Origin of the sequence: Rhizobium sp. RU33A (assembly GCF_900156055.1) — a bacterium.
Taxonomy (GTDB): domain Bacteria; phylum Pseudomonadota; class Alphaproteobacteria; order Rhizobiales; family Rhizobiaceae; genus Allorhizobium.
In genome coordinates this window covers 76,256-101,849 of record NZ_FTMQ01000008.1, presented here as the reverse complement: position 1 = coordinate 101,849, position 25,594 = coordinate 76,256, and the positions used below count along the sequence as shown (strand labels likewise).

26 protein-coding genes are annotated in these 25,594 nt (G+C 61.5%); 15 read left to right on the top strand and 11 right to left on the bottom strand.

Annotated elements, in window-relative coordinates; all coding sequences use genetic code 11:
* Nucleotides 1–33 precede the first annotated feature (33 nt).
* From pncA to panB, 3 genes are all read left to right on the top strand, one after another.
* Nucleotides 34–660 (top strand): bifunctional nicotinamidase/pyrazinamidase, encoded by a 627-nt coding sequence (gene pncA, locus BW978_RS21705; protein WP_076398003.1) that lies wholly within the window; start codon nucleotides 34–36, stop codon nucleotides 658–660.
* An 89-nt stretch (nucleotides 661–749) separates the two neighbouring features.
* Nucleotides 750–1,622, top strand: coding sequence for a pantoate--beta-alanine ligase (panC, locus tag BW978_RS21700; protein ID WP_076398000.1), 873 nt, complete (start codon nucleotides 750–752; stop codon nucleotides 1,620–1,622).
* A 2-nt stretch (nucleotides 1,623–1,624) separates the two neighbouring features.
* The gene (panB, locus tag BW978_RS21695) at nucleotides 1,625–2,452 is read left to right on the top strand and encodes a 3-methyl-2-oxobutanoate hydroxymethyltransferase (RefSeq protein ID WP_076397997.1); all 828 of its coding nucleotides are present in this window, start codon (nucleotides 1,625–1,627) and stop codon (nucleotides 2,450–2,452) included.
* Here panB and BW978_RS21690 read toward each other — a convergent pair whose 3' ends face one another.
* Complete coding sequence (locus BW978_RS21690; RefSeq protein ID WP_076397994.1) at nucleotides 2,453–2,701, bottom strand: DUF2164 domain-containing protein; 249 nt, start codon at nucleotides 2,699–2,701, stop codon at nucleotides 2,453–2,455.
* A 170-nt stretch (nucleotides 2,702–2,871) separates the two neighbouring features.
* Here BW978_RS21690 and BW978_RS21685 point away from each other — a divergent pair, with 170 nt between their 5' ends.
* Both BW978_RS21685 and BW978_RS21680 read left to right on the top strand, forming a co-directional pair.
* Nucleotides 2,872–3,573 (top strand): AzlC family ABC transporter permease, encoded by a 702-nt coding sequence (locus BW978_RS21685; RefSeq protein ID WP_076398109.1) that lies wholly within the window; start codon nucleotides 2,872–2,874, stop codon nucleotides 3,571–3,573.
* The gene (locus BW978_RS21680) at nucleotides 3,570–3,881 is read left to right on the top strand and encodes an AzlD family protein (RefSeq protein WP_076397991.1); all 312 of its coding nucleotides are present in this window, start codon (nucleotides 3,570–3,572) and stop codon (nucleotides 3,879–3,881) included. The genes BW978_RS21685 and BW978_RS21680 overlap by 4 nt, the downstream gene beginning before the upstream one ends.
* A gap of 3 nt (nucleotides 3,882–3,884) precedes the next feature.
* Here BW978_RS21680 and BW978_RS21675 read toward each other — a convergent pair whose 3' ends face one another.
* Nucleotides 3,885–5,720 carry an aminopeptidase P family protein gene (locus BW978_RS21675; RefSeq protein ID WP_076397988.1) on the bottom strand — a complete coding sequence of 612 codons (1,836 nt, stop codon included), beginning with the start codon at nucleotides 5,718–5,720 and terminating at the stop codon, nucleotides 3,885–3,887.
* A gap of 264 nt (nucleotides 5,721–5,984) precedes the next feature.
* On the opposite strand from BW978_RS21675, the gene BW978_RS23660 reads away from it, so the two are divergent.
* Complete coding sequence (locus BW978_RS23660; protein ID WP_175616926.1) at nucleotides 5,985–6,158, top strand: hypothetical protein; 174 nt, start codon at nucleotides 5,985–5,987, stop codon at nucleotides 6,156–6,158.
* A gap of 150 nt (nucleotides 6,159–6,308) precedes the next feature.
* Here BW978_RS23660 and BW978_RS21670 read toward each other — a convergent pair whose 3' ends face one another.
* The 3 genes from BW978_RS21670 to BW978_RS21660 form a co-directional block, all read right to left on the bottom strand.
* Nucleotides 6,309–7,193, bottom strand: coding sequence for a 50S ribosomal protein L11 methyltransferase (locus tag BW978_RS21670; protein WP_076397985.1), 885 nt, complete (start codon nucleotides 7,191–7,193; stop codon nucleotides 6,309–6,311).
* Nucleotides 7,194–7,280: 87 nt separating this feature from the next.
* Complete coding sequence (locus BW978_RS21665; protein WP_076397982.1) at nucleotides 7,281–7,880, bottom strand: SCO family protein; 600 nt, start codon at nucleotides 7,878–7,880, stop codon at nucleotides 7,281–7,283.
* 119 nt (nucleotides 7,881–7,999) lie between these two features.
* On the bottom strand, nucleotides 8,000–8,233 hold the full coding sequence (locus BW978_RS21660) for a hypothetical protein (RefSeq protein ID WP_076397979.1): 234 nt from the start codon (nucleotides 8,231–8,233) through the stop codon (nucleotides 8,000–8,002).
* A 60-nt stretch (nucleotides 8,234–8,293) separates the two neighbouring features.
* Between BW978_RS21660 and BW978_RS21655 the strand changes: the two genes are divergently transcribed.
* From BW978_RS21655 to BW978_RS21640, 4 genes are all read left to right on the top strand, one after another.
* Nucleotides 8,294–9,082, top strand: a complete 789-nt coding sequence (locus tag BW978_RS21655) for a DUF2189 domain-containing protein (protein ID WP_076397976.1) — start codon at nucleotides 8,294–8,296, stop codon at nucleotides 9,080–9,082.
* Nucleotides 9,083–9,276: 194 nt separating this feature from the next.
* The gene (locus tag BW978_RS21650; protein WP_076397973.1) at nucleotides 9,277–11,244 is read left to right on the top strand and encodes a methyl-accepting chemotaxis protein; all 1,968 of its coding nucleotides are present in this window, start codon (nucleotides 9,277–9,279) and stop codon (nucleotides 11,242–11,244) included.
* A 2-nt stretch (nucleotides 11,245–11,246) separates the two neighbouring features.
* On the top strand, nucleotides 11,247–11,711 hold the full coding sequence (locus BW978_RS21645; protein WP_076397970.1) for a chemotaxis protein CheW: 465 nt from the start codon (nucleotides 11,247–11,249) through the stop codon (nucleotides 11,709–11,711).
* Between the two features lie 239 nt (nucleotides 11,712–11,950).
* A complete protein-coding gene (locus BW978_RS21640; protein WP_076397967.1) occupies nucleotides 11,951–12,313 on the top strand; it encodes a hypothetical protein in 363 nt (120 codons plus the stop codon).
* A gap of 208 nt (nucleotides 12,314–12,521) precedes the next feature.
* Here the strand turns inward: BW978_RS21640 and BW978_RS21635 are convergent, their stop codons facing one another.
* Entirely contained in the window at nucleotides 12,522–13,010 is a 489-nt protein-coding gene (locus tag BW978_RS21635) for a CreA family protein (RefSeq protein WP_076397965.1), read from the bottom strand.
* Between the two features lie 43 nt (nucleotides 13,011–13,053).
* Nucleotides 13,054–13,695 carry a 3'-5' exonuclease gene (locus BW978_RS21630; RefSeq protein WP_076397962.1) on the bottom strand — a complete coding sequence of 214 codons (642 nt, stop codon included), beginning with the start codon at nucleotides 13,693–13,695 and terminating at the stop codon, nucleotides 13,054–13,056.
* Between the two features lie 247 nt (nucleotides 13,696–13,942).
* Here BW978_RS21630 and BW978_RS21625 point away from each other — a divergent pair, with 247 nt between their 5' ends.
* The 5 genes from BW978_RS21625 (at nucleotide 13,943) to BW978_RS21605 (ending at nucleotide 19,289) form a co-directional block, all read left to right on the top strand.
* Complete coding sequence (locus BW978_RS21625) at nucleotides 13,943–14,479, top strand: GNAT family N-acetyltransferase (RefSeq protein WP_076397959.1); 537 nt, start codon at nucleotides 13,943–13,945, stop codon at nucleotides 14,477–14,479.
* A 165-nt stretch (nucleotides 14,480–14,644) separates the two neighbouring features.
* Nucleotides 14,645–16,756: a DEAD/DEAH box helicase gene (locus BW978_RS21620; RefSeq protein WP_076397957.1), complete on the top strand. Its 2,112-nt coding sequence runs from the start codon at nucleotides 14,645–14,647 to the stop codon at nucleotides 16,754–16,756.
* Nucleotides 16,757–16,899: 143 nt separating this feature from the next.
* Entirely contained in the window at nucleotides 16,900–17,769 is an 870-nt protein-coding gene (locus BW978_RS21615) for a TIGR02587 family membrane protein (protein WP_076397954.1), read from the top strand.
* A gap of 11 nt (nucleotides 17,770–17,780) precedes the next feature.
* Nucleotides 17,781–18,191, top strand: a complete 411-nt coding sequence (locus tag BW978_RS21610) for a hypothetical protein (RefSeq protein ID WP_076397951.1) — start codon at nucleotides 17,781–17,783, stop codon at nucleotides 18,189–18,191.
* Nucleotides 18,192–18,440: 249 nt separating this feature from the next.
* Nucleotides 18,441–19,289, top strand: coding sequence for a GGDEF domain-containing protein (locus BW978_RS21605; RefSeq protein ID WP_076397949.1), 849 nt, complete (start codon nucleotides 18,441–18,443; stop codon nucleotides 19,287–19,289).
* A gap of 2 nt (nucleotides 19,290–19,291) precedes the next feature.
* On the opposite strand, the gene ligA is transcribed toward BW978_RS21605, so the two are convergent.
* From ligA to recN, 4 genes are all read right to left on the bottom strand, one after another.
* The gene (gene ligA / locus BW978_RS21600) at nucleotides 19,292–21,448 is read right to left on the bottom strand and encodes an NAD-dependent DNA ligase LigA (RefSeq protein WP_076397946.1); all 2,157 of its coding nucleotides are present in this window, start codon (nucleotides 21,446–21,448) and stop codon (nucleotides 19,292–19,294) included.
* A gap of 63 nt (nucleotides 21,449–21,511) precedes the next feature.
* Nucleotides 21,512–22,324 (bottom strand): endonuclease/exonuclease/phosphatase family protein, encoded by an 813-nt coding sequence (locus BW978_RS21595; RefSeq protein WP_076398106.1) that lies wholly within the window; start codon nucleotides 22,322–22,324, stop codon nucleotides 21,512–21,514.
* A 76-nt stretch (nucleotides 22,325–22,400) separates the two neighbouring features.
* On the bottom strand, nucleotides 22,401–23,849 hold the full coding sequence (locus BW978_RS21590) for a phospholipase D-like domain-containing protein (protein ID WP_076397944.1): 1,449 nt from the start codon (nucleotides 23,847–23,849) through the stop codon (nucleotides 22,401–22,403).
* Between the two features lie 58 nt (nucleotides 23,850–23,907).
* Nucleotides 23,908–25,581, bottom strand: a complete 1,674-nt coding sequence (gene recN, locus BW978_RS21585) for a DNA repair protein RecN (protein WP_076397941.1) — start codon at nucleotides 25,579–25,581, stop codon at nucleotides 23,908–23,910.
* Between the last annotated feature and the right edge of the window lie 13 nt (nucleotides 25,582–25,594).

Below are 25,594 nucleotides of genomic sequence, written 5' to 3'. Positions count from 1 at the left end.
CATCTTGCGCCGCACAAGAAATGGAGCCCGATCATGACCAAGGCCCTGCTGCTTATCGACATCCAGAATGGCTTTTGCCCAGGCGGCAATCTGCCGGTTGAAGACGGCGACGCGGTCGTGGCCGTGGCCAACCGCATGATGGCAAATGGCGCCTATGATCTGGTCGTTGCCTCGCAGGACTGGCACCCGGAGAACCACGGCAGCTTCGCTTCCCAGCATCCGGGCAAGAAGCCCTTTGACATGGGCGAACTCTCCGGGCAGCCGCAGGTGATGTGGCCGGACCATTGCGTGCAGGGCACACAGGACGCGGAGTTTCACCCCGAACTCGAAACAGACCGCATCGATTACATCCAGCGCAAGGGCGAGAACCCCACCGTCGACAGCTATTCCGCCTTCCGCGACAATGATAAGGCCGCCCTCACCGGCCTCTCCGACTGGCTGAAGGCCAAGGGTGTCACTGAGGTCGACATCATGGGCCTCGCGACAGACTACTGCGTCAGGTTCTCGGCCCTCGATGCCGTGGACATGCTGCCGGGCGTCAAGGTCCGCCTGATCGCCGATGGTTGCCGTGGCATCGATGCGAAGGGCGTGGAGGACGCAGTCGAGGCCATGCGCGAGGCGGGCGTCGAGATCACCGACAACAGCCGAATCGGTTTCTGAGGAAGTTTCTGCAAAGGATTCGTGCGATTGCCTTTTTTGACGGCAAGCGCTAGAGCCGAGCCAGTGAGAAGACAGGGAGGACGCCGGTCATGGAAGTCGTCACCACGATCGCCGCTTTGCGACAGAAGCTCGCGCCCCGCCGCCGCGCCGGCCAGACCATCGGCTTCGTGCCGACCATGGGTTATCTGCATCAGGGTCACCTGAGCCTGGTCGGCCGTGCCAAGTCTGAAAACGACGTCACGGTCGTCTCGATCTTCGTCAATCCGCTTCAGTTCGGCAAGAACGAGGATCTGGCGAAGTATCCACGCGACCTCGCTCGTGACAGCGCCATGCTGGAACAGGCCGGCGTCGATTTTCTCTTCGCGCCGGGCGTGGAAGACATGTATCCGGAGCCGATGCAGACGGTCGTCGACCTGCCGAAGCTCGGCTCCGAGCTTGAGGGCGAGGCCCGTCCCGGCCATTTCGCTGGTGTCGCGACCGTGGTCACCAAGCTCTTCAACATCGTCCAGCCGGATGCCGCCTATTTCGGCGAGAAGGACTACCAGCAGGTCACCATCATTCAGAAGATGGTCGAAGATCTCGCCCAGCCGGTGCGCCTCGTACCCGTGCCAACGGTCCGCGAATCCGACGGCCTCGCCTGTTCTTCGCGCAATGTCTATCTCTCGCCCGCCGAACGCGCCGCAGCCGTGATCGTGCCGAAGACCCTCGCGGAAGCCGAAAGGCTACTGCTGACCGGCATCCGCGACGTCGCGACCCTGGAAGCAAAACTCGTCGAGTTTTTGCAAGCTGAACCGCTGGCAGAGCCGGAGGTCGTAGCCATCCGCGATCCGCGCACGCTCGAGCGCATCGAGACGGTCAAGGAGACCGCCCTCGTGCTTCTTTACGTGCGCTTCGGCAAAACAAAGCTTCTCGATAACCGCATCATCGGCCAAGCGGCCGCCACCGGCATGGAGGCCGCCTGAACATGAGCACACCACCCCGCCAGAAGCGTTTCACCCCGGCCGACGTTACCGCCCTTAAAGGCGTCAGGCCGATCGTGTCGCTGACCGCCTACACGACCCCGATCGCCCGCATCCTCGACCGCCACTGCGACCTGCTGCTCGTCGGAGACAGTCTCGGCATGGTGCTCTACGGCATGGACACGACTGTCGGCGTCACCATGGACATGATGGTGGCCCACGGTCAGGCCGTCATGCGCGGCGTGTCGCGCGCTTGCGTCATCGTTGACCTGCCCTTCGGCTCCTACCAGGAGAGCAAGGAACAGGCCTTCCGCAATGCTGTCCGCCTGATGAAGGAAACCGGCTGCGACGGCGTGAAGCTCGAGGGCGGCGCTGAAATGGCCGAGACCGTCGAATTCCTCGTCAGCCGAGGCGTGCCTGTCTTCGGCCATATCGGCCTGATGCCACAGCAGGTTAACACGTCCGGAGGCTATCGCTCCAAGGGACACAGCGAAGCCGAGCAGGACAAGATCCGCCACGACGCCAAGGGGATCGACGAAGCCGGTGCCTTTGCCATGGTGATCGAAGGCACTGTCGAACCGCTCGCCCGCGAGATCACCACCACGGTGAAGGCAGCGACCATCGGCATCGGCGCTTCGCCGGCCTGCGACGGCCAGATCCTCGTCTCCGACGACATGCTGGGCCTGTTCAACGAGTTCAAGCCGCGTTTCGTCAAGCATTACAGCGAACTTGCCGAGGTGATCGAGAAAGCCGCAGGCGACTACGCGGCTGAGGTCAAGGAGCGCATCTTCCCCGGCCAGGAACACACGTTCCAGATCCGGCCGAAGAAGTAGTCACGTCTCCGGCAGGCGCTCCATTTCGTAGAGCGCATCGTTGATCTGGTCGACCTGTCGGGCGAGCAGCGCCTGCGCATCGCGCAGGCCTTTGTTGTAGTAAAACGGGCCGATTAGCGCGGCGACGAGGTCGACGAGTGCCTCGGCCTCGAACCGTCCGAGCTCGACCTCGGCGTCGTCCGACAGATGGCGCTGCACCTTCTGCAGAAGCCGCTCCATGTCTTCGCGGCTGATCAGATCCTTTTCCATACCATGCTCTCCCTGACCGGCCGTGCTCGCCGCGACTTTTCGACAAGACCCCGCCCAACTTTATGTGGCAAGGCCCATTCATCAATGCCGATGGTCGTTCCATCAGCGGAATTGGTTTGTCGGACAAGCCGACAGCGGCTAGCCAGCAGGTAAACGTGAGAAACTTCGCCATGTCCCGATCAGATTTCACCGTGGGTGCGCTGAAGGCCCTCCCCGTCATCATTTCTGCCGGCCCCTTCGCCGTGCTGTTCGGAGCCGTAGCCGTCGCCAATGGCCAGACGGTCGCCGAGGCAGCCCTGATGAGCGCGACGGTCTATGCCGGCGCCAGCCAGTTGGTTGGCATCGAACTCTTCGGCCAGAACGTGCCCATGTGGGTCGTTATCCTCTCGATGCTGGCCGTGAACTTCCGCCACGTCCTCTATTCGGCAGCGCTCACCCCCTTCATCGACCACTACACGTTTCCGCAGAAGATGCTGAGCTTCTTCCTGCTCACCGATCCGCAGTTTGCAGAAGCCATCGCCCGCGGCGAGAGCGGCCGCGAGGTGAGCTTTCCCTGGTATTTCGGCTTCGGCGCGATGATCTACGTGCCCTGGGTCGCCATGACCGCCATCGGCGGCGCGCTCGGCAGCGTCATGGGAGATCCGGCTGCTTGGGGCATCGACGTCCTACTGCCGATCTATTTCCTCGGCCTCGTCCTCGGCTTCCGCAAGCGCGGCAATTTCCTGATGATCGTCGCCATCAGTGCCGTGGTCTCGGTGATTGCCCAGCACCTGATCGGCGCACCATGGCACATCAGCGTCGGCGCCCTCGCAGGCATTCTTCTGGCGGCTGTTCTCCCGCTGCCTGCCGCCCGTGAGGAGACCGCACCATGACCACCCTGCTCACGCCCTACATGACGCTTCTGATCGCGGCAGCGGCCGCCGCGACCTTCCTCACCCGCATCGCCGGATACGTCCTGGTAAAGCGGCTGAAATCCATGCCGCCACGCCTTGAGGCTGCCCTCAACGCCGTCCCCGCAGCCGTCCTGACCGCCCTCGTCGCGCCCGCCTTCTTCTATGGCGAGATCGACGTGAAGGTCGCGATGGCTGCGGCCCTCCTGATCGGCTTGCGCTTCGGTGCCATCCCCATGCTGATCGGCGGCTGGGCCGCCGTCATGCTGATGCGCCAGTTGATCGGCTGACCCTCAGCGCGCAAACGGCGCCGTTGCCTGCTCTAGCCACTCGCGCGTCGCTGCATCGGAGATCAGCGGCGACAATTCTTCGCGGGTCTTGGCATGATAGGCGTCGAGCCACTGCAGCTCGTCACGCGTGAGAAGGTCCTCGACGATGAGCGCACGGTCGATCGGCACAAAGGTGAGGGTCTCAAAGCCGAGCATCGGCTGGTCGCCACCTTCGATCGCCTCGGCCTCGCGCACATAGATCAGGTTTTCGATGCGGATACCGAAGCTGCCCGGGCGGTAATAGCCAGGTTCATTGGAAAGGATCATGCCGGGCAGCAGCTCCTGGGTCGAAAGCCGGGCGATCCTCTGAGGTCCTTCATGCACCGAGAGATAGGACCCAACGCCATGGCCCGTGCCATGGGCGAAGTCGGCACCGGCCTTCCAGAGAGCGATACGCGCCAGCGGGTCGAGGTCGCAACCCCGCGTGCCCTTCGGGAAACGCGCCGTGCTGATCGCAATCATGCCCTTCAGCGCCAGCGTGAAGAAACGCTTCTGCTCGGCTGGCACTGCGCCGACGGCAAGCGTGCGGGTGATGTCGGTGGTTCCGTTCACATACTGCGCGCCCGAGTCGATCAGGAACATCTCGGCCGAACGGATCTGTCGGTCGCTTTCGGTGGTGACACGGTAGTGCATAATGGCAGCATTCTCGCCGGCACCGGAGATCGTGTCGAAGGAAATGTCCTTGAGCGGATTCTGCATCCGCTCGCCAACCGCTGCGCGCACCGCTTCGAGCTTCTGCGCCGCCGCAATCTCCGTCAGGCTGCCATGCGGCTGTTCGTTGAACCAGTGAAGGAACTCGACCATCGCCACACCGTCCTGCAGGTGTGCGGCCGCCGAGCCGTTGAGCTCAACCATATTCTTGACCGCCCGACCAAGCTTCGCCGGGTCGTTGCCTTCGACAACTTCACCACCGCTCTCGCGGATCATCCGCGAAAGGGCGTAGGGCGTAAGGTCAGGATCGACCAGAATGCGCGCACCGTCACGCGCCACTCGCTCGATGTGTTCGGCCAGAACAGCCGGATCCACCTGCACGCAGAGATCGCGCAGATAGCTTTCGACTTCGAGATTGGTCTTTGCGCTGTCGAGAAAGAGTTCAGCCGAACCGTCTGCCTTGATGATTGCGCGCGAAAGCGGGTGCGGCGTATGCGGCACGTCACTGCCCCGCAGGTTGAAAATCCAGGCCACCGACGAGGGATCGGCAATCAGCACAGCCGTCAGGTTCTTTTCGCGGAGATCGGTCGCAATGCTTTTCAGCTTGTCGGCGGCGGAAACACCGGCCTGGTTCAGCGCCTGGATCATCACCGCGCCCTTCGGCTCGGCCGGACGTTCGGTCCAGAGGCGATCCACGGGATTGAACGGCAGGAACACCAGACTGCCGCCCTTGTCGGCCAGCGCCTTCTCCAGCCGGCGGACTTCCGCACCCGTATGGGTCCAGGGATCGATGCCGAGACGGAAACCCTTCGGCGCGCGGTTTTCGATCCACTTGTGCGGCGGCTCGCCGACAAGGTCTCCCGGCGTGAAGACAGATGCATCGACCTGCTGGGCAAGCTGCGTGACATAGCGGCCGTCGACGAAAACGACGGCGAGCGTTTCGGTTAACATCAACATGCCGGCGGAACCGGTGAAGCCCGTCGCCCAGGCGAGACGCTCGGCGGACTCAGGCACATATTCCCCTAGATACTCATCCGAGCGCGGCACGAGCAGTCCATCGATCTGAAGTTCGGCAAACAGCGCGCGAAGGGCTGCGATCCTGGACTTGCCGTGAAGCGGCGTGGACTTGACCTCAAAGGACTGAAACATGACATGGCTCGCGATGGGTTTCGGATTCTGTCAGGGCTTATAGCAAGGCCGCATCGCCCCCACCACCACTGCCGCACGCTTTCGCAGCATATGCGCGTCCGCTGATATCGTTATGCCGCAAATTCAGGCAGAGCTTATGCTGCTATGCAGCATTTGCAGATCTCCCGTGCTCTAGCCCATCTGACTGACCAAGCGCGAACAGACTATATCAGGGTCATCGAGGACGCGATAAACGAGCGTCCGCAACGGAAAAGGAACCGAGAGATGGCCAAGTCTTTCCTGCGCACCGCCCTCAACAATTTCGTCGAGGCACGCCAGCGCCGTGCCGATCTCTATACGACGGGCGCCCTCTTGTCGCTCGATGACGCATCGCTGGAGGCCATGGGCCTGAAGCGCGAAGAACTGCGCCGTCGTCCGCATCAGCACTCGATCATCTGAACAAACCCTGGTCTGAACGACCAGCCAGTCTAGCATCCGCTTGAGCGCTCCTCCCACGCTCGCGGACCTCGGCGCGGCATGATGCCGATGCCAAAAAGGCGGCTCCTTACGAGCCGCCTTTTTTTATTCTTCATTGGCTGACGTAAGGTGTCAGCCCTTCCCTTGCGTGAAGTGGATCGTCACCCAGCCATTGCGCCAGATCGTCTTCACATGCGACAGGCCCTGGCCGCTATAGGCCGCAATCACCTTCCAACGCTGCTCGGCAAGGATGCCCGAGAGGATAACGGAGCCACCCGGCGCGAGATGCGCGACCAGCTGCGGTGCCATCTTGATCAGCGGCCTCGCGAGAATGTTGGCAATGACGAGATCGAACGGACCATGCTCGCGAAAAGCCGTCGAGTGAAACCCGGGCGCCGTGCGGAAGTCGATGCCCTCAACAATCTGGTTGCGACGGGCGTTTTCCTTGGCGACGCGCACGGCGATCGGGTCGATATCCGTCGCCAGCACCGGCACCGGGAGCAGCTTGCGCACGGCGATTGCCAGCACGCCGCTGCCCGTACCGAGGTCCAGCGCATTGCGAACCTTGCGAGAGCGAACCACGTTTTCGATGACTTCCAGGCAGCCTGCCGTCGTGCCGTGATGACCCGTACCGAAGGCCTGGCCAGCGTCGATCTCGATCGCAACGTCATGCGCCTGTACCTTGTCCCGGTCATGGGAACCATGCACCAGGAAGCGACCGGCGCGGACCGGCTTCAAGCCTTCGAGCGATTTGGCGATCCAGTCGATGTCCGGGATGACCTCCCGCACAATCGTCGCATCGGCAAATTCTTCGGCGAGCAGGTCCTCGACACGTGGCCTGACCTCCTCTTCCTGGTCCGCCATCATATAGATGGAGGCCTCCCAGATATCCGCCTTCTCATCGACCTCGGTGGTCGCGATCGCGAAGTCCTCTTCGCCGAAAGCAAAGCTCATCAGATCGAGGATCCGGTTGGCGTTCTTCTCGGTGGTGCTTACATAGAGGCGAATTTCGCTCACGGCAGGTCTTCCTCGGCGGTCAGGACGTTCAGGCGTTGCGGTACAATGCAATCGCCGTCATGGCAACCTCCGCCGAAGGCGCGACCGTCAGCCCTTCATCAGGTTTTCCAGCTTCTTGACGGCCGTATCTGGGTTCTCGCCGTAGGCTATCGTGCCCTTGAAGCGCCCTTCGGCGTCGAGCAGGAAAATGGAGGCCGTGTGATCCATGGTATAATCGCCATCGGGCTTAGCCTCGTCGAGCGGGATCTTCTTGGCGTAGACGCGGAAGCCCTTCACGACTTCGGCAACCTTGTCGGGTTCCCCGGCAATCGCCTTCACGCGATCCGTGACGTTGGAGACGTAACGGCCGAGGATCTCCGGTGTATCCCGCTCGGGATCAACAGTCACGAAATAGGCCTGCAGACCCTTGGCGTCAGGATCGACCTGCTTCAACCATCCATCCAGCTCGAAAAGCGTTGTCGGGCAGACCTCCGGGCAATGGGTGAAGCCGAAGAACAGCGCCGTCGGCTTGCCGCGGAAAGCCTGCTCGGTGATCGGCTGACCGTTCTGGTCGACGAGCTGGAACGGCACGCCGAAGGGCGCCTCCGCGATCGTCTGATCCGACTGCGTGACCGAATAGGTCAGCCAGCCGAGAACACCCGCCATGACGACGACTGCCGCCCACAAGATGACCCTGACCGTTTTCATGATGGTATTTCCTTGAAATCAAACTTCTAGCCGAGCCGGATAAGCCTCCCGTCGCGAGAAGGCAATTCAACTCGGTGTAAACGCTGGAACAAGCGCTGATTTGTCACGGATGACGGCGGCTAGAAGCAATAGGCCAATCCGGTTTCGATCAAGCTCAGGAAAATGTCCGAGCCGTAGTGCATCCAGCCGAGAAACACAGCCAGAGTGAACAGTGTCCCTGCAAGCATCAGGGCGGTCAAAGGCAACCATTTCTGTGAGCGCGCGAAATCAGACATGACGCCATGATAGCGCAGTTCATTCAGGAAGAAACGCGAGAATTTAAACTCCGGGCCTTGCGATTTGACGGATATCAAGGAACACGCATGGTAGTTTCTGACAGATTGTCGCAGCACCGCATGTCTTGGGAGGGACGCATGGAACAGCAGGCACTCGATCGGGGCTCTCTGCCGAAGCTGCAGATCAACCGGCTGCGCATGAGCGATATCCGTGCCGCCTTTTCAGACGGTTGGAGTGACTTTCGCGCCTATCCCGCCTATGGCCTGTTCTTCGGTGCAATCTATGCGGCAGGCGGCATCTTCATCGCCGTGATGCTTACCTATTATCACCTGCCATGGATGATCATTCCCGTCGCGATCGGCTTCCCGCTCATCGGGCCGTTCATTGCCGTCGGTCTCTACGAGATCAGCCGCCGGCACAGGCTTGGCGAAACTGTCAGCTGGAAGTCGATCCTCGCTGAAGTCTTTCGCCAGCGCGAGCGGCAACTGTCCTGGATGGCCTTCGTCGTGCTTTTCATCTTCTGGATCTGGATCTACCAGGTTCGCCTGTTGATGGCGCTGTTCCTCGGCTTCCTCGTTCCCGCAACCCTAGACGCCTTCGTCAACGTCGTGCTCACCACCCCGGAAGGTCTCCTGTTCCTCGCCGTGGGCACTGTTGTTGGGGCAGTCCTTGCAATGATCCTCTTCAGCGCAACGGTCATCTCGATGCCGCTGCTTCTCGATCACGATGTGGATTTCGTCACCGCCATGCTGACCAGCATGCGCACTGTGATCGAAAATACAGCCCCCATGCTCGTCTTCGGGCTGATCATTGCCACCTTGGCCATCCTCGCCATGGTGCCGCTTTTTCTCGGGCTGCTGGTTGTCTTGCCGGTCGCAGGACACGCGACATGGCACCTTTATCGTCGCGCAATTACAGCCACCTAACTCCCGAGAAACAAGGAATTCGACCGCTGGCTGTATTATTAGTTCTTGATTAACTAATATTAGGGATTCTGCATCGGCGTTTTGGCTCAAATCAGCCAAGCGGACATGATCGTCCGCCGGGAGACTCCTCTCCGGATTGCGCATGACACGTCACCGACGTGCAGGGGCAGTCGGGACAAGGGCTGGGGAGTTTCATGGTCAATCTCATCACGGGTAAAGACCTGTCCGTCAAACAGCGCCTTATGACGCTGGGCGCCGCGGCAGTGCTCGGCATCGGCTCGATGCTGGCAGTCGGTTGGTACCAGAACGCACGCATATCGACCGCAATCCACGACTCAATCGAGATCAAGAACGAAGTCGAGCGCATCAACGAGATGCGCCTTGCCAATGCCAACATGGTGCTGGCGGCCATGGACACGATCATCGACAGCGGGGAAGGAAGCATCCAACCGGAGCGTGTCGAGATCATCAATGCCGCTGTCGCGCTGCTTCGGGATGGTGCATCCGTACTTGCCTCTGTCGCCGCAGAAGCCGGTTCGCCGGGCGAAGTCGCAAGCTACGAAGCGGACCTGAATGCCGTCGCACAGGCCATACAGGTCGACCTGAAACGCATGGTCGAGACCGGCGCGCCGGAAGAAGAATACGCCGCCATCGACGATGCGATCGACGGTGCGGGCGAGCGTCTGGGCAACGTGCTCAACAACCTCTCGGCCCTCGGTGGCAATCTGGTCGAAGACTATGTCAACGAGGCAACCAGCCGAAGCAATCAGGCGCTGACCTTCCAGCTTGGGCTGGGCAGTATAGCCTTCTTCTCGGTGATCGCACTTCAGCTCATTCACGGCAACTCGATTGCCAACGGCATCCGGCTCGTTCGCACGAGCATGCAGCGCATCACGGACGGCGACTACCAGACGGAAGTCGCTGGGACTGACCGGCATGACGAAATCGGCGGCATGGCCCGTTCGGCCGATATCTTCCGCAAGGCCGCAATCGAGAAGCATGACCTGGAGGAAGCAAGCCTTGCCCAGCGCCGGCAGAACGAAGCTGAGCGCGAGAGCCGCACGGCAACCATGGAAGCCGACACGCGCGCTCTCAAGCTCGCGGTCGACGCGCTCGGGGAAGGACTGACCCGCCTGTCTCAGGGTGATCTCTGCGCAACCATCGTTGTGCCCTTCCCGCAGGATCTCGAGCGGCTCAGGACAGATTTCAACGAAGTGGCCTCCAACCTCAAGCGGGTTATGACCGAGATTGCGACCAACAGCAGCTCGATTCGCGCCAACAGCCAGCAGATGAAGAGCGCCGCAGACGATCTCGCGCGCCGCACCGAGCAGCAGGCTGCCTCGCTCGAGGAAACCTCCGCCGCCCTTTCCGAGATCACCGAGACCGTGAAGAGCGCAACCGACCGGGCCGAAGAAGCCAGCCATATGGTCGATAATGCAAAGGACTACGCCGAGAAATCCGGCGCCGTCGTCAATGACGCCATGTCCGCGATGAACCGCATCGAGGATGCGACCGACGAAATCGGCAAGATCATCAACGTCATCGATGAGATCGCCTTCCAGACCAACCTTCTCGCCCTGAACGCGGGCGTCGAGGCGGCCCGTGCCGGCGACGCCGGCAAGGGCTTTGCTGTCGTTGCGCAAGAAGTCCGGGCATTGGCCGGACGCGCTGCCGATGCGGCGCGTGACATCAAGACCCTGGTCACCCGTTCCAACGACGAAGTGCGCTCCGGGGTGGAGCTGGTGACGGCGACCGGACAGGCGCTGCACCGGATTGGCGAAGATGTTTTACGAATTAACGAGCACGTTAAGGCAATCGTTACCAGCGCGAGAGAACAATCAGTTGGACTGAGCGAGATCAATTCGGCCGTCAGCCAGATGGATCAGGTCACGCAACAGAATGCCGCGATGGTGGAGCAGACCAATGCGGCGAGCCACACGCTGGCAAGCGACGCGGAAAACCTTTCGCGACTTGTCGGACAGTTCAAGGTGAACTTGGGCGAAGCTGCTCATGATCAATATCAGGAGGCTGCGCGCGCCGCCTCCCCTCAGAGACCGTCTCCCGCACGGGCGCTGATGAACAAGGTTGCGGGATCGTTCAACCGTACCGCTACGGCAACAGCCTCTGCTGCCGCAGCTCAGGAACACTGGGAAGAGTTCTGAACATGAGTAATGCCATCAAACAGTCGGGCGCCTATCTGGAAATCGTATCCTTCCATCTTGGCGACCAGGAATTCTGCATCGACATCATGGCCATCCGCGAAATCCGCGGCTGGGCACCGGTCACCCCGATGCCGCATACCCCCCCTTACGTTCTCGGCCTGATCAACCTGCGCGGCGCCGTCATCCCGGTCATCGACATGGCCTGCCGTCTCGGCATGAAGATGACCGAACCCTCGGAACGCGCGGCGATCATCGTCACCGATATCGCCGGCAAGCTGGTCGGACTGCTGGTCGAACAAGTCTCGGACATGATGACGATCAAGAGTGAAGACCTTCAGCCGGCACCGGAAATCATCCCGGAAGCCCAGCGCGCCTTCTGCCGCGGTATCGTCGCGCTCGAGAAACAGATGGTCTGCTTCCTCAACCTCGACACCGTCATCGCCGACGAGCTCGCTCAGGCCGCCTAAGCCGCATTCCCTTCCCAGGAAAATGCTCCGTATCTGCGGAGCATTTTTTCTTCCGTTTCGTTTGGAACGCGATCGGCCCCGCCGGTGGCGTGTTCTTTCGTTGTATAAAATTAAGACGAATATTTGTTATGATTTATAAATAATTTTCACACCTGTCGGAACCCTGGTCATGGTCCTGCGTTCTTCTGTCAGCTTCCCACGAAGCAAAAAATTCTGAAGAGAAACCAAGGAGAAAGACCATGAATTCTGCAGTAAAGCTTGCGCTCGCCGGTGCCATGTCCATCGCCTCCGTTTCGGGCGTTGCCCTTGCCCAGACCGCTGCACCGATGGTCGACACGACGACCACGACCAATTCCACGACCATGGCTACCGAGGGCGTTAGCATCGTTCGTCTCGACAGCCTGGACAACGACCAGGACCGCTCTGAACACACCCGTCTTTCGCAGCTGGCCAACAGCTCGGAGTCGATGACCGAAGCGCAGGCGCAGATTTCGTCTGACCCGGCGATCGCACAGGCTCTTGAGGCCGAGAGCGTTCAGACCAACAACGTATTCCACGTTGACGAAGCTGCCAACGGCGGCAAGATCGTCTACGTCAAGTAAGACATCGCTCGCCTTATGATAACGCCCTGGATCCGCAAGGTTCCAGGGCGTCTTTGTGTGGAGAGTTGAACAGGATCCTCTCCGTCCGGCTGCGAAATTGGGGGTGACGCGGTGCCGGTTCGACATGCATGACCCACGGCATCGTCCCGTTGAAGTGACAGATGTCACACCGGGCTCGCCAATCTCAATTCCCCCCAAAACTGGTCTGTCAATTCGGTTTGCCCGAAGTCCAGACGACAGTCTGATTGAACAGCGGCACGGTCGAGATCGCCATCTTGGCCGACCCTTCGACAACCTGTCGCGAGTGGGCAAGATAGATCAGCGTATCGTTCTTCTTGTCGTAGATGCGATTGACGACGAGCGACTTCCAGATGATCGACAAGCCTTCCCGGAACACCTCTTCTCCTTCTTCCGAAAGATCGATGTCACCGATCTCGATCGGTCCAGTCTGACGGCAGGCAATCGAGTTGTTGGAAGGATCCTCGAACCAGTTGCCTTTGGACAAGCGATCGATGATCGAGCGATCGAAATAGGTGACGTGGCAAGTGACGCCCTTCACTTCAGGATCCGTCATCGCTTCGATGACAATGTCATTGCCGACCCAGTCAACGCCGACCTTGCCGACGACCTCGGACGATGCAGGGATCGCCGTCGAGGCGAGAATGACGGCAGCGGCGGCGGCTTTACGAATCGACATGGACTTCACTCCTTCGTGATATCCCTGAAGATAGGATGCCCGGTCACGCTTGCAAGGCGAGCACTTTCTTCTTCGGCTTGCGGGCAAAGGAGCAGGCATCATAGCCCTGCCGGTGCAGACGGCCCGGATTGAGCCCGAGCTTCAGCGCCAAGTCAAAAAGGTCGTCGACTTCGGCCTCGAGAGCCATGGCAAGGCAGGCTTCGGCGCAGATGCGCGCATCTTCGGCGGCGTTGTGGTGCAGGAAGCTGACGCCAAGATGCGCGGCCAGCACGTTCAGCCGGTGCGATCCGAGCGAAGGCCAGTGGCGCTGGGCGAGCTTGACGCTGCAGAGGTAAGACAATTCCGGATAATCTAGCCCCGACAGATCGAGGCAGGCCCTGAGCACGGAAAAGTCGAAGGATGCATTGTGGGCGATCATTCGTGCGCCCTCGAAGTCACCGGCAAACTCTGCCATCACTTCGGTAAACTCGGGCGCATTGGCCGTATGTTCGGGCCGGATGCCGTGAATGGCGATGTTGAAGGGCGAGTAGCGATTTTCCGGCGGCCGGATCAGGCGCTCCTCGACGCGCACGACACGGCCGTTCTCGATGAAGGCGAGACCGATGGAGCAGGCACTGGCACGCGCCTCGGTCGCGGTCTCGAAGTCGATGGCAATCGTCTTGCCGGAGAATTGGGAGGTGGACATTTCAAAGCCTTAAAACCTCAAGCGGATTCGGACAAGGGTCCGGGCGTCTCTCTTGACCGACGCCTGCGCCGTCTCCATCATGTGCGGATGGCTACAACGTACTCGACCACCGCTATGACCCTTCATGTGATCCCCCTTTGCAAGGGTGTCCGGGTCAGGTCGCGTCTGTAGAACCTACTTATCCCGAACGCCCTGCGGTTGAGCAGGCGTCCGGTTCGCTCTCCCGCCAAAGACATGGAGAGCAAGCATGCCGCAATCACATCCCGTCGCTTCCCGAGATAAGCGTACCTGGCCCGAAGGCCTGACCATCCGTGCGCGATCCCTGGCCGACGCTGCCGCAATCGCCGACTTGCACAACCTGCCGGGCTACCGCTGGGGCACCATGCGCCTGCCCTATCACAGCGTCGAGGAAATCAGGCGCGGCATAGAACAGCAGTCCGTCGATGCCCGATACCTCGTGGCCGTATTCGACGGCGTGGTGGTCGGCGATATCGGTTTGTCGCCGGCAAAAGGCAGGCGCGCCCATGTCGCAACGCTCGGCATGGGCGTACATGACGACTTCACCCGCCGCGGGATCGGTCGCGCGCTCCTCGGCGAAGCCATCGAGATCGCCGATGACTGGCTGAACCTGCGGCGCCTTGAACTGACAGTACACGCGGACAATTCCGCCGCGATCGCCCTCTATGAGAGCTTTGGCTTCACAGTGGAGGGACGAATGGCGAACTATGCCTTTCGCGGCGGAACCTATGTCGAAGCCCTGGCCATGGCGCGGCTTCGCTCATGACGTGTCCGGATGGTGCGAGGCCCATGGTTCACCATAGCGCAGCGTTTTCGTTCCCTGCCTCTCGACTTTTTGGGTCGAGACGAGTAGGAACAGCCCCAACATACCCGCAATCGGCGGGCGCGGCGCTTTGGCCCGCATCATCCATCACATTCGAAAGACCACTCCATGACTGATTTCGACGCCATCGTTCCGGCGATCGCTGATGCCTTGCGCAAGCGCGGCTACGACACCCTGACCCCCGTGCAGCAGGCCATGATCGACCCTGAGCTGGAGGGTCGCGACGCGCTCGTGTCCGCCCAGACGGGCTCCGGCAAGACGGTTGCCTTCGGTCTCGCCATGGCCCCGACGCTGCTGCCGGAAGGCGGTCGTTTCGAGCGAGCCGGCGCGCCGCTGGCGCTCGCAATCGCCCCGACTCGCGAACTGGCCATGCAGGTCATGCGTGAGCTCGAATGGCTCTATGCCGAGACCGGCGCGATCATCGGTTCCTGTGTCGGCGGCATGGATATCCGTAACGAGCGCCGGGCGCTTGAGCGCGGTGCCCATATCATCGTCGGCACACCGGGGCGCCTGCGAGACCACATTACCCGCCGCGCGCTAGACCTGTCCCAGATGCGCGTCGTCGTGCTCGACGAGGCTGACGAGATGCTCGATCTCGGCTTCCGCGAGGATCTCGAATTCATCCTCCAAGAATCGCCCGACGATCGCCGCACGCTGATGTTCTCGGCGACAGTGCCGCGCTCGATCGCGGATCTTGCGAAAAGCTACCAGCGCGACGCGCGCCGCATCGAGGCATTGTCCGAGCAGAAGCAGCATGTCGACATCGAGTATCGTGCGCTGGCCGTTGCCAATCCCGATCGCGAGAATGCCATCATCAACGTGCTGCGCTTTTACGAGGCGAAGAACGCGATTGTATTCTGCTCCACCCGTGCTGCCGTAAATCACCTGACGGCCCGCCTACACAATCGCGGTTTCTCCGTCGTGGCACTGTCGGGCGAACTCTCGCAGAACGAACGCACCCACGCGCTGCAGGCGATGCGCGACGGCCGTGCGCGCGTCTGCGTCGCGACAGACGTCGCCGCTCGCGGCATCGATCTGCCGGGTCTCGAACTCGTCATCCATGCCGACCTGCCGACCAACTCTGAAACCCTTCTGCATCGGTCCGGCCGTACCGGCCGCGCCGGCAACAAGGGTGTGTCTGCGCTCATCGTCCCGAACAGCGCGCGCCGCAAGGCCGAACGCCTGCTCGGCGGGGCCAATGTCCGTCCGACCTGGGCCCTGCCGCCGTCTGCCGACGAAGTTCAGGCCCGTGATGACGAACGCCTGATGGCCGATCCCTCGCTTACACAGGTGATCACCGAAGACGAAGTTCCGATGATTGAGGCGCTGATCGCAACGCACGGCGCCGAGCAGATCGCTGCTGCATTCCTGCGCCTGCAGCGTGGCCATCGCTCGGCACCGGAAGATCTGATCCCCGTCAGCCTCGAAGCAGGCAAGGCCCGCAAGGAGCCGGACTATGCCAACCCGGCCAACTCGGCGACCAAGCCGCGCGGCGATTTTGGCGCCAGCGTCTGGTTCTCCGTTTCCGTCGGCCGCCGCCAGAATGCCGAGCCGCGCTGGTTGATCCCGATGCTTTGCCGCAACGGCAACATCACCAAGAACGAGATCGGCGCAATCAAGATGCAGCCGGAGGAAACCTTCGTCGAGATCGCCGAGAGCGCGCTCGATACGTTCCTGGGCGCGCTTGGCCCGAACAAGGCGCTTGAACGCGGCATTACGCTTTCCCAGCTCCCCGGCATGCCGGACTTTAACGCAGCTCCGAAGGAACGTGCCCCCCGCCCCCCGCGCGAGGACGGCGACCGCAAGCCCTTTGGCGACAAGAAGCCTTTTGGTGACAAGAAGCCCTACGGCGAAAAGAAGGCCTATGGCGACAAGGCACCCTACGGTGAAAAGAAGCCGTTTGGCGACAAGAAGCCCTACGCCCGCAAGGACGACAGCCCTGCCCGGCCGCCGCGCGACGCAATGGCGGTGACGGATTCTGAAGTCTGGGGCGACGCGCCCAAGCCGAAGCGTACCGACTGGAGCGACGACAAGCTAGGCTTCAAGAAGAAGCCGAAGGGTGCGTCGAATTCCTGGGACAAGCCTGCCAAGCCCGACTGGTCCGGCAAGCCGAAGGGCGACAAGCCGGCTTTCGCCGGCGCCGGAAAGCCCAAGGGTAAGTTCGACGACCGTGGCCCATCGGCAGGCCCCAAGAAAAAGACATTCAAGCCGAAGGGCTGATCAGCCCTTGGCCGCAGGAAGTGCGCCTGCAACACTCCTGCCAGACGTGAACCGGTTGCCTATCGGCAGCCGGTCAACCTCCTGCCAGACGGAACAACCACCCCCATTTGCGCATTCCCTGCGCGGCAAGGGACGGTGGAACAATGGCAGAAGTCGCAGATGAACGTCACGAATCGGCACGGATAAGCCGGTTTCTCGTCGGCCTTGCACGCGGGCTTGCCGGTGCCCTTCTCTTCTCCATCCCCATGCTGATGACCATGGAGATGTGGTTCCTCGGCTTTTACATGGACCGAGAGCGGCTTCTTCTGCTGCTGGTCCTCAATCTGCCTCTCCTCGTCGGACTTTCCCACCGTATCGGTTTCGAACGGACCGCCACATGGCGCGAATCGGCCCGCGACGCGATCGTCGCCTATGGCATGGGCGTCGCCGCCAGTGCGCTGATCCTTGTTCTGCTCGGGGTGATCAAGCTCGACATGGCACCGCGCGAATGGGTTGGAATGGTGGCTCTACAGGCAGTACCGGCCAGCATCGGTGCATTGCTCGGCCGAAGCCAGCTCAGCATGCAGGACGATGATGCCGATGACGAGCAGGACGGTGCCGATCCAAGCCAGGAGGCCAATCCGGGCTATCTCACCGAGCTCTTCATGATGGCCGTCGGCGCGCTTTTCCTGTCGCTCAATCTGGCGCCGACAGAAGAGATGATCCTTCTCGCTTACAAAATGACCATCTGGCATGCGCTTGCCCTCATGGCACTGTCGATGATGCTGATGCATGGCTTCGTCTATGCGCTCGCCTTCAAGGGCAGCCACAGTCTTCAGGAGGATACGCCGGTCTGGCATGCCTTTGTCAGGTTCACGATCCCCGGCTATGTCGTCGCCCTTGCCGTCAGCCTCTACAGCCTCTGGACCTTCGGCCGGCTGGATGACCTCGGCATGGCAGAGGCCCTTCTAACGCTGGTCGTGCTCGGCTTCCCGGCAGCGATCGGCGCGGCGGCCGCCAGACTTATCCTTTGAGGAGGCCCGACATGACCCGTGACAATGCCAGCAAAGCGACCGACCCCATCCGCCCGCATTGGGTGGAATGGCTCACCGGCCTTGCGGCAACCACCATTGTCGTTGCGATGATCGGCTGGATGGTATTCGAAGCGATGACGAGCCACGACCGCCCACCGGAACTTGCCGTCCAGATCCTCGCCATTGCTCCCCAGTCCTCCGGCTGGCGCGTCATGATCGAGGTAAGCAATTCAGGTGATCAGGCGGCCGCTGCGGTGGAAATAACGGCGGCCCTGCTCGACGGACCTGAGCTGATCGAGGAAGCGGGAATGACCTTCGACTACGTCGCTGCCGGCTCGACGTCCCGGGGCGGCCTGCTCTTCGTCAACAATCCGTCTCTCCATCAGCTGCAGGTTGTCCCATCCGGCTTCACTGAGCCGTGAACGTATCGGATGGGCACGCGGCCATATGCAATCCAGGGTTTTGGATTCATCGAACCTTAATTTTTAGGGGATTAATACTAGTAGAAATGAAAATGAACTCTTTACGGTCAGGGTTGCATTCGGCACCTTGCGGGAAAGCGGTCGCAATGTTTGCGAGCAACCATATTTCATGACAGCAGACGGCGACAGATAAGCTCTCGCGTCGACTGATCGATTTTCGTTTCAAGTCTTTCTGTGTGGTCAAAACCTATGTTGAAGCAACGGATTGAAGCGTGGGTCATCCGCGATATTGGGCTGACAGAATTCGACAACTGGGATGCGGTGATCCGCTTTGCGACCAGACTGTCGATCCGTAATTCCATCATCGCCTGCTTCATGGTCGCAGGCATCTTGCTTGTCCTGCACGCCTTCGATGTCTTGCTCAACCCGTTGTTGCGCGATCTGGCAATCGGCTGTGGCATCGCCATGATTGTATCCTTCGTCCTGACGATGCTCTGCTCGCTCTACATGGGTTATGCGGTCATCCACCTCGCCAGAACTAGGCTCGAATTCCGCCAGTTGAGCCGAACCGACATGCTGTCCGGCCTTCTCAATCGCCGCGCCTTCATCGACGATCTCTCTCAGGTTGAGCGCGGGCATCTGCTGATCTTGGACATCGACCGTTTCAAGCAGATCAACGACCGCTATGGCCATCTGGCCGGCGACGATGTGATTGTCTCGGTTGCAAAAACGCTCTGCGAAATCACCGGACCCGCCCATCTCGTCGCGCGTATCGGCGGAGAAGAGTTCGCCATCCTCTTTCGGGATGCCGAGTTTGCCGATGTCATCGCGATGGCGGAAAAGCTACGGCGAACCATTGCCAATCGTCTGGTCGAGTCCGTTCACCAGTCGATCGCCGTTACCATATCCGGCGGCTTGGCCGACATCACGCCGCTTCGCGATTTCACGGCCGTCTACGCCGCAGCCGATCAGGCGCTTTATCTCGCGAAGTCGTCCGGCCGCAACAGGATCGTGCTTGAACGCGACCTGCCGCGCACGCCCCATCAGCAGGAACCCGCTCGCCTGGACCTTGCGGAAACAGCGATTACGGCAGCCTGACCTCAGCCGCCGATCAGCGTCAACCACTCGTCTTCGGTCATCACCTGAACGCCGAGCTCACGGGCCTTATCGAGCTTCGAGCCTGCACCCGGACCCGCAACCACATAATCCGTCTTCTTCGATACAGAGCCCGCAACCTTGGCTCCGAGCCCTTCGGCCCTGGCCTTCGCCTCATCACGCGTGAAGCGCTCCAGCGATCCGGTGAAGACGACGGTCTTGCCAGCCACGGGACTGTCGCTTGTGATCGGTGCCTCGGCGTCCACCGGCGTCACTTCGCTCAAAAGGCGCTGTACGACTTCGAGATTGCGCGGCTCCTTGAAGAACTCGACGATCGAGGCGGCGACCACCTCGCCGATCCCATCGATGCTGTTCAACTCGTTCCAGGTGTCGCCAAACTTTGGCCCGGCCGCCTGCATGGCTTCCGCAAAGGCTGCGTAGCTGCCATAGGAGCGCGCCAGAAGCTTGGCCGTGGTCTCACCGACATGGCGGATGCCGAGCGCAAAGATTAGTCGGTGGAGCGCGATCTCGCGCCGCGCATCGATCGCCTCGAACAGCTTGCGGACGCTGACACGACCAAATCCTTCTATATTCTCGAGCTTGGTCAGCGACTGGTCCTGGCGTGCCTTCAGCGTGAAGATGTCGGGCGCCGTGCGGATCATCAGCGCCGGATCGTCGCTTTCGAAGAAGAAGTCGACCTGCTTCGTCCCGAGCCCTTCGATGTCGAAGGCATTGCGCGAGACGAAATGCTTGATGTGCTCGACGGCCTGGGCCCGGCAGACGAAACCGCCGGTGCAGCGCGTGACCGAATCAAGCTTGCCCGTCTTCTCGTTCTTCTCCCGCACGGCATGGCTGCCACAGACCGGGCAGGTCTTCGGGAAGACATAGGGCGCCGAGTCCTCTGGCCGCTTTTCCAGCACCACGTCGAGCACCTGCGGGATAACGTCGCCGGCGCGCTGGACGATCACGGTATCGCCGATACGAATGTCATGGTCGTCAGGCCGGATGCGGTCTCCGGAATTGCCGATGCCCTTGATGTAGTCCTCGTTGTGCAGCGTCGCATTGGTGACGACGACGCCGCCGACGGTGATCGGCGTCAGACGCGCGACAGGCGTCAAAGCACCCGTGCGGCCCACCTGGATGTCGATCGCCTCGACCGTGGTGAAGGCCTGCTCCGCCGGGAACTTGTGCGCCGTCGCCCAGCGGGGTGATCGGGACCGGAAACCGAGGCGCGCCTGAAGATCGAGCCGGTCGACCTTGTAGACGACACCGTCGATGTCGTAGTCGAGATCAGGACGCTGCAGCCCGATCTCGCGGTAATGGTCAAGTATGGACGAAATCGACGTCAGACGCTGCGTCAGCGGATTGATCGGGAACCCCCAACGGCCAAAGACCTGCACCATCTCCCATTGCGTCTCGGCCGGCATCTGGCTCATCTCGCCCCAGGCATAGGCAAAGAAGCGCAGCTTGCGGTTCGCCGTCACCTTCGGATCGAGCTGGCGCAGCGAGCCGGAAGCCGTGTTGCGCGGATTGACATAGGTCTGCTTGCCCTCGGCCTCCATCTGCGCGTTGAGCGCCAGGAAGTCGGACTTCGCCATATAGACCTCGCCGCGCACCTCGACGATGTCGGGGGCGTCCTCCGGAAGCTCGGTCGGGATTTCCTTGATCGTCAGGATATTGGCGGTGACGTTTTCGCCCGTCGTGCCGTCGCCGCGGGTCGCCGCCGTCACCAGCTTGCGGTTCTCGTAGCGCAGCGACATCGAGAGCCCGTCGATCTTCGGTTCGGCGGTAAAGGCGATGGAATTGTCCGGCAGCTGGCCGAGGAAGCGGTAGACGGAAGACACGAAGTCCTGGACGTCCTCGTCGGAAAAGGTGTTGTCGAGCGACAGCATCGGGCGGGCGTGAACCACCTGCGCGAAGATCCCGGCGGGGGCCGCACCGACGCGCTGTGAGGGACTGTCGGTTCGCACCAGCTGCGGAAACTGCGCTTCGATCGCATCATTGCGCAGCTTCAGCGCGTCATAATCCGCGTCCGAGATCTCCGGCTTGTCCTTGCCGTGATAAAGCGCATCGTGATGGGCGATCTCGCTTGCCAGCCGCTGCAGTTCGGCCTTCGCCTGTTCCTCGGTCAAGGTCTCGACAGGAATGGTCTCATCAGCCATGGCAACCTCCGCATTTCGTCAGTCGGGTTTAGCGGAAAATCGGCGAATGAAAAGAGCGTGCGCTCACTCCTCCACCTTGCTGAGATCAAGCCGTGCCGTCAGCGGCAGATGATCGGAAGCAAGGCGGGCAAGAGGTGTATCATGGGCCGTCAGATCGGCGATCAGACCGGACCGGTTCGCCATGATCCGATCGAGCGAGAGAACCGGCATTCGAGCCGGGAAACTCGGGATTGGAGGCGGCAACGGCCCAAAAACCGGCTCCAGCCGTGTCAGCGCGGAACCGGGCCCCAGCCGCCACTCGTTGAAATCCCCCATCAAGAGCGTGGCCCGCTCGGCGCGGTTCTGCAAGAGATCGAGAATGACATCCGCCTGCTGGCGGCGCGCCCAGCGCAACAATCCGAGATGCGCGGCAATCACCCGCAGCCCAGCCCGGCCTTCAATATCGATTTCGGCCACCAGGGCGCCCCGCGGCTCAAGACCGGGCAGTGCCACCTGATGCACGTCGCGCACAATCCCTTCGCGAAACAGCAGCACATTGCCCCGCCATCCATGCGACTTCGGCCCGGTGAGTACCGGTACCGGAAGAAGGCCTGTCTCCAGCCGCAGCCGATTGAGATCGAGAAGCCCGGAGCGCTCGCCGAAACGCTGGTCTGCCTCCTGCAGCGCGATCACGTCGGGACCGATTTCCCTGATAACGTCGATGATGCGTTCGGGATCAAATCGGCCGTCTGTGCCGACGCATTTGTGCACATTGTAGGAAGCGACGGTCAGCGCACCATCGACCTGTGCCTTGACCACCCGCTCCGCTGGACGCCATCTGCGATTGCGAATGGATGTCACCATCGTGCGGGCGAGGCTCGGCTTGGTCTTCTTCATCACACCTGTTGCATCCGTCGTCGGTTGGGCCGGGGGCCGGTTGCGGTTGAGGCCACGCACAAAACGCCGTCCTCGATCAAAGATAGGGCGATCCCAGCCAGAACAAGCGATCAATCATCCGATTGGGCAGAGATCGTGCGCGGAGGGTATCAAGGGTGACCTGCCCGGCGCTGGACAGGCTGCGATCGATCCGGTCTTCGATCTGCGCGGCAAGGTCCCGATCATAGACCTCGAGATCGATCTCGAAATTCAGTCGCAGCGAACGCGAGTCGAGATTGGACGAGCCAATGAAACACCATTGCCGGTCAATGACCATCAGCTTCGAATGATCGAATGGACCGTCCGCCAGATGCACCCGACACCCTTCGCGGAGGATCTGGTCGAACTGCCCCATCATTGCACGCGCGACGATCGCCAGATTGTTCTGCGAGGGCACGATCACGTCCACCTGAACGCCCCGACGGGCTGCCGTGTTCAGTGCCGCAATAAAGGTCGTATCGGGCAGAAAGTATGGAGAGACGATCCGGATTGACCGTTCGGCGACGGAAAAAGCGCCGAGCAGAAGCCGATGATTCGTCTCGATATGCGTGTCAGGGCCGGACACCACCGCCCGGACAGCGGTCCCTGCTCCCGGCACCGCGTCATCGAGCCGGACGCCCCATTCCGGCCCCAGCAGCACTTCACCGGTCTCGAAGTGCCAGTCTTCGGCGGCAACAGCCAGAATGTCGGCGACAACAGGTCCGGTCACCCGAAAATGGGTGTCGCGCGCGCCATCCGGCCCGGTGAAGCCCGCACGGATATTCATGCCGCCGACAAAGGCGGTGGTCCCGTCCGTAACCAGAATTTTCCGGTGCGTGCGCAGATTGGCGTAAGGCAGCCGCAACCCCATGATGACCTGCCCGTTGAAGACGGCGGCGGGAACGCCCCCCTCTTCGAGATAGCCGATAATGCTGGGGACGCTGTAACGCGCACCGACGGCATCAACGATCACACGGACGGCGACACCGCGCTGATGCGCGGCGATCAGGCAGTCGGCCACGCGTCGGCCGACGACATCGCGATCGAAGATGTAGGTTTCAAGGATGACGCTGTGTTGCGCAGCTTCGATTGCCTGGCACATGGCATCGAAGGTCTCATCGCCGGTCGAGAGCATCGCGATATGGTTGCCCGACGACAGAGGATGCCGGGTTACCCTGTCACCGAGCAGTTTCATCGGTCCGAATCGGTCGCCGAACTGGCCGGCCACGGTTTCGCGGTCGACGCTGTAGAGCGAGAGGCTGCGCCAGATCTCGTCGAGTTCGAGCGCGCGTCTGGAGATGAGCGTTGCGCGCCGGATACGGTTGATCCCCGCCACCGCGTAGATCATTGCGCCCACCAGCGGCGACAGGATGATGATGCCGACCCAGCCGAGCGCCGAGCGCACCTCGCGTTTCGTCATCGCCGCATGGGTGGCCGCCACCGTGCCGAAAACGACGGACAGAACGGCAAGGGTTTCGGCCCAGTAGATCTGGATCAGGTCCATCATGATGCGGCAACGAAACAGGTTTCAGGGTGGAAGGCAACCACAGCCGGATGGATGTGGCTCACTCGCCGGCGGCAAGCAGCTTGGCGGCTGCCGCCCGCGCCTCGTCGGTGACGGATGCGCCGGCAAGCATGCGCGCGATCTCTTCCTTGCGATGCTCCGGCTCCATGATGGCAACCCGGGTCGCGATCTTGTCCCCCGCATCGCCGGTCGGTCCCTTAGAGATCAGGAAGTGCGCCGACGCGCGAGCCGCAACCTGCGGCGCATGGGTGACGGACAGAACCTGAACCTTGGCAGACAGGCGCTTCAGCCGCTGGCCGATGGCATCGGCAACCGCACCGCCGACCCCGGTGTCGATCTCGTCGAAGACAAGCGTGGGCGCCGAACCGCGATCGGCAAGCGCCACCTTGAGCGCGAGCAGAAAGCGCGACAGCTCACCGCCCGAGGCCACCTTCATGATCGGGCCGGGCCGCGTGCCGGGGTTGGTCTGAACGTGGAATTCGACCGTGTCGATACCGTCGGCGGTCGCGTTGTCGGCGTCGGCTGAGACCTCGACCATGAAACGCGCGCGCTCAAGCTTCAACGCCGGCAGTTCCTGCATGACGGCATCGGCGAGCGCCTGGGCGGCGTTCTGCCGTTTACCGGACAGCTGCAGTGCCAGATGATCGTAATGCGCCCTGGTCTCGCTTACGGCTGCTTCCAACTGGCCAAGCCGCTCTTCGCCGGCATCGAGATCGGCGAGATCAGCCACCATCTTTTCGGCAAGCGCCGGGAGATCTGCCACGGCGACCGAATACTTCCGGCCGGCAGCGCGAAGCGCAAACAGACGCTCTTCAACCCGCTCCAGTTCGCGCGGATCGAATTCCGTGCGGCGCAAGGCAGCTTCCACTTCCATCTGAGCGGCTGACAGCGTGTCCAGAGCCGTGCCAAGCAGTTGCACGGTCTCTTCCAGCAGTCCGGGAGCCTCATGGCTCTTGCGTTCCAGTCGGCGCATCAGGGATGCGATATGCGGCACGGGCGAAGCATTGCCATTGAGAAATTCGGAGGCCTCGGCAATATCGCCGGCGATACGTTCGGATTTCTGCATTGCGGAGCGTCGTTCAGCAAGGTCCTCCTCCTCGCCATCAAGCGGCGAGAGACCCTCCAGCTCCTCGACGGAGGCCCGCAGATAGTCGGCTTCGCGTGCAGCCGCCTCGACCTTCGCCTTGTGGGTCTTGTAGGCCCGCTCGGCCTCCCGCCAGCGGCGATAGCTTTCCCCGAGATCCAGCGCCTCGTCGGTCAGCCCGGCAAAGGCGTCGAGCAGCATACGGTGGGCATTCGTGTCGATCAGCGCGCGGTCGTCATGCTGGCCATGGATCTCGACCAGCAACTGGCCGACCTGGCGCATCAACTGCACGCTGACAGGCTGATCATTGATATAGGCACGGGTACGGCCATCGGCGGATTGGACGCGTCGGAAGATGAGGTCGCCGTCGTCATCGACGCCATTGCCCTTCAACAGCGTGCGGGCTGGATGACTGCCGCCGACATCGAAGACGGCAGTGACCTGCCCCTTGTCCTCGCCATGGCGCACGAGCGAGCCGTCGCCGCGGCCCCCAAGGGCCAGCGAGAGGCTGTCGAGAAGAATGGATTTGCCGGCTCCGGTTTCACCTGTCAGCACGGATAGACCGGTCTCGAAGGCAAGATCCAGCCGCTCGATCAGAACGATATCGCGGATCGACAGCTGGACCAGCATAGGCTCAGTTTCT

What these genes read in the sequence shown, in the direction of transcription:
- BW978_RS21615 (WP_076397954.1), top strand. Translation starts at nt 16,900, where the DNA reads ATGGCAGAAGTCGCAGATGAACGTCACGAATCGGCACGGATAAGCCGG.
- BW978_RS21605 (WP_076397949.1), top strand. Translation starts at nt 18,441, where the DNA reads ATGTTGAAGCAACGGATTGAAGCGTGGGTCATCCGCGATATTGGGCTG.
- BW978_RS21620 (WP_076397957.1), top strand. Translation starts at nt 14,645, where the DNA reads ATGACTGATTTCGACGCCATCGTTCCGGCGATCGCTGATGCCTTGCGC.
- BW978_RS23660 (WP_175616926.1), top strand. Translation starts at nt 5,985, where the DNA reads ATGGCCAAGTCTTTCCTGCGCACCGCCCTCAACAATTTCGTCGAGGCA.
- BW978_RS21675 (WP_076397988.1), bottom strand. Translation starts at nt 5,720, where the DNA reads ATGTTTCAGTCCTTTGAGGTCAAGTCCACGCCGCTTCACGGCAAGTCC.
- BW978_RS21645 (WP_076397970.1), top strand. Translation starts at nt 11,247, where the DNA reads ATGAGTAATGCCATCAAACAGTCGGGCGCCTATCTGGAAATCGTATCC.
- panB (WP_076397997.1), top strand. Translation starts at nt 1,625, where the DNA reads ATGAGCACACCACCCCGCCAGAAGCGTTTCACCCCGGCCGACGTTACC.
- BW978_RS21680 (WP_076397991.1), top strand. Translation starts at nt 3,570, where the DNA reads ATGACCACCCTGCTCACGCCCTACATGACGCTTCTGATCGCGGCAGCG.
- BW978_RS21690 (WP_076397994.1), bottom strand. Translation starts at nt 2,701, where the DNA reads ATGGAAAAGGATCTGATCAGCCGCGAAGACATGGAGCGGCTTCTGCAG.
- BW978_RS21590 (WP_076397944.1), bottom strand. Translation starts at nt 23,849, where the DNA reads ATGATGGACCTGATCCAGATCTACTGGGCCGAAACCCTTGCCGTTCTG.
- ligA (WP_076397946.1), bottom strand. Translation starts at nt 21,448, where the DNA reads ATGGCTGATGAGACCATTCCTGTCGAGACCTTGACCGAGGAACAGGCG.
- BW978_RS21625 (WP_076397959.1), top strand. Translation starts at nt 13,943, where the DNA reads ATGCCGCAATCACATCCCGTCGCTTCCCGAGATAAGCGTACCTGGCCC.
- BW978_RS21640 (WP_076397967.1), top strand. Translation starts at nt 11,951, where the DNA reads ATGAATTCTGCAGTAAAGCTTGCGCTCGCCGGTGCCATGTCCATCGCC.
- recN (WP_076397941.1), bottom strand. Translation starts at nt 25,581, where the DNA reads ATGCTGGTCCAGCTGTCGATCCGCGATATCGTTCTGATCGAGCGGCTG.
- BW978_RS21650 (WP_076397973.1), top strand. Translation starts at nt 9,277, where the DNA reads ATGGTCAATCTCATCACGGGTAAAGACCTGTCCGTCAAACAGCGCCTT.
- BW978_RS21665 (WP_076397982.1), bottom strand. Translation starts at nt 7,880, where the DNA reads ATGAAAACGGTCAGGGTCATCTTGTGGGCGGCAGTCGTCGTCATGGCG.
- BW978_RS21635 (WP_076397965.1), bottom strand. Translation starts at nt 13,010, where the DNA reads ATGTCGATTCGTAAAGCCGCCGCCGCTGCCGTCATTCTCGCCTCGACG.
- BW978_RS21610 (WP_076397951.1), top strand. Translation starts at nt 17,781, where the DNA reads ATGACCCGTGACAATGCCAGCAAAGCGACCGACCCCATCCGCCCGCAT.
- BW978_RS21685 (WP_076398109.1), top strand. Translation starts at nt 2,872, where the DNA reads ATGTCCCGATCAGATTTCACCGTGGGTGCGCTGAAGGCCCTCCCCGTC.
- BW978_RS21595 (WP_076398106.1), bottom strand. Translation starts at nt 22,324, where the DNA reads ATGAAGAAGACCAAGCCGAGCCTCGCCCGCACGATGGTGACATCCATT.
- BW978_RS21655 (WP_076397976.1), top strand. Translation starts at nt 8,294, where the DNA reads ATGGAACAGCAGGCACTCGATCGGGGCTCTCTGCCGAAGCTGCAGATC.
- panC (WP_076398000.1), top strand. Translation starts at nt 750, where the DNA reads ATGGAAGTCGTCACCACGATCGCCGCTTTGCGACAGAAGCTCGCGCCC.
- BW978_RS21630 (WP_076397962.1), bottom strand. Translation starts at nt 13,695, where the DNA reads ATGTCCACCTCCCAATTCTCCGGCAAGACGATTGCCATCGACTTCGAG.
- pncA (WP_076398003.1), top strand. Translation starts at nt 34, where the DNA reads ATGACCAAGGCCCTGCTGCTTATCGACATCCAGAATGGCTTTTGCCCA.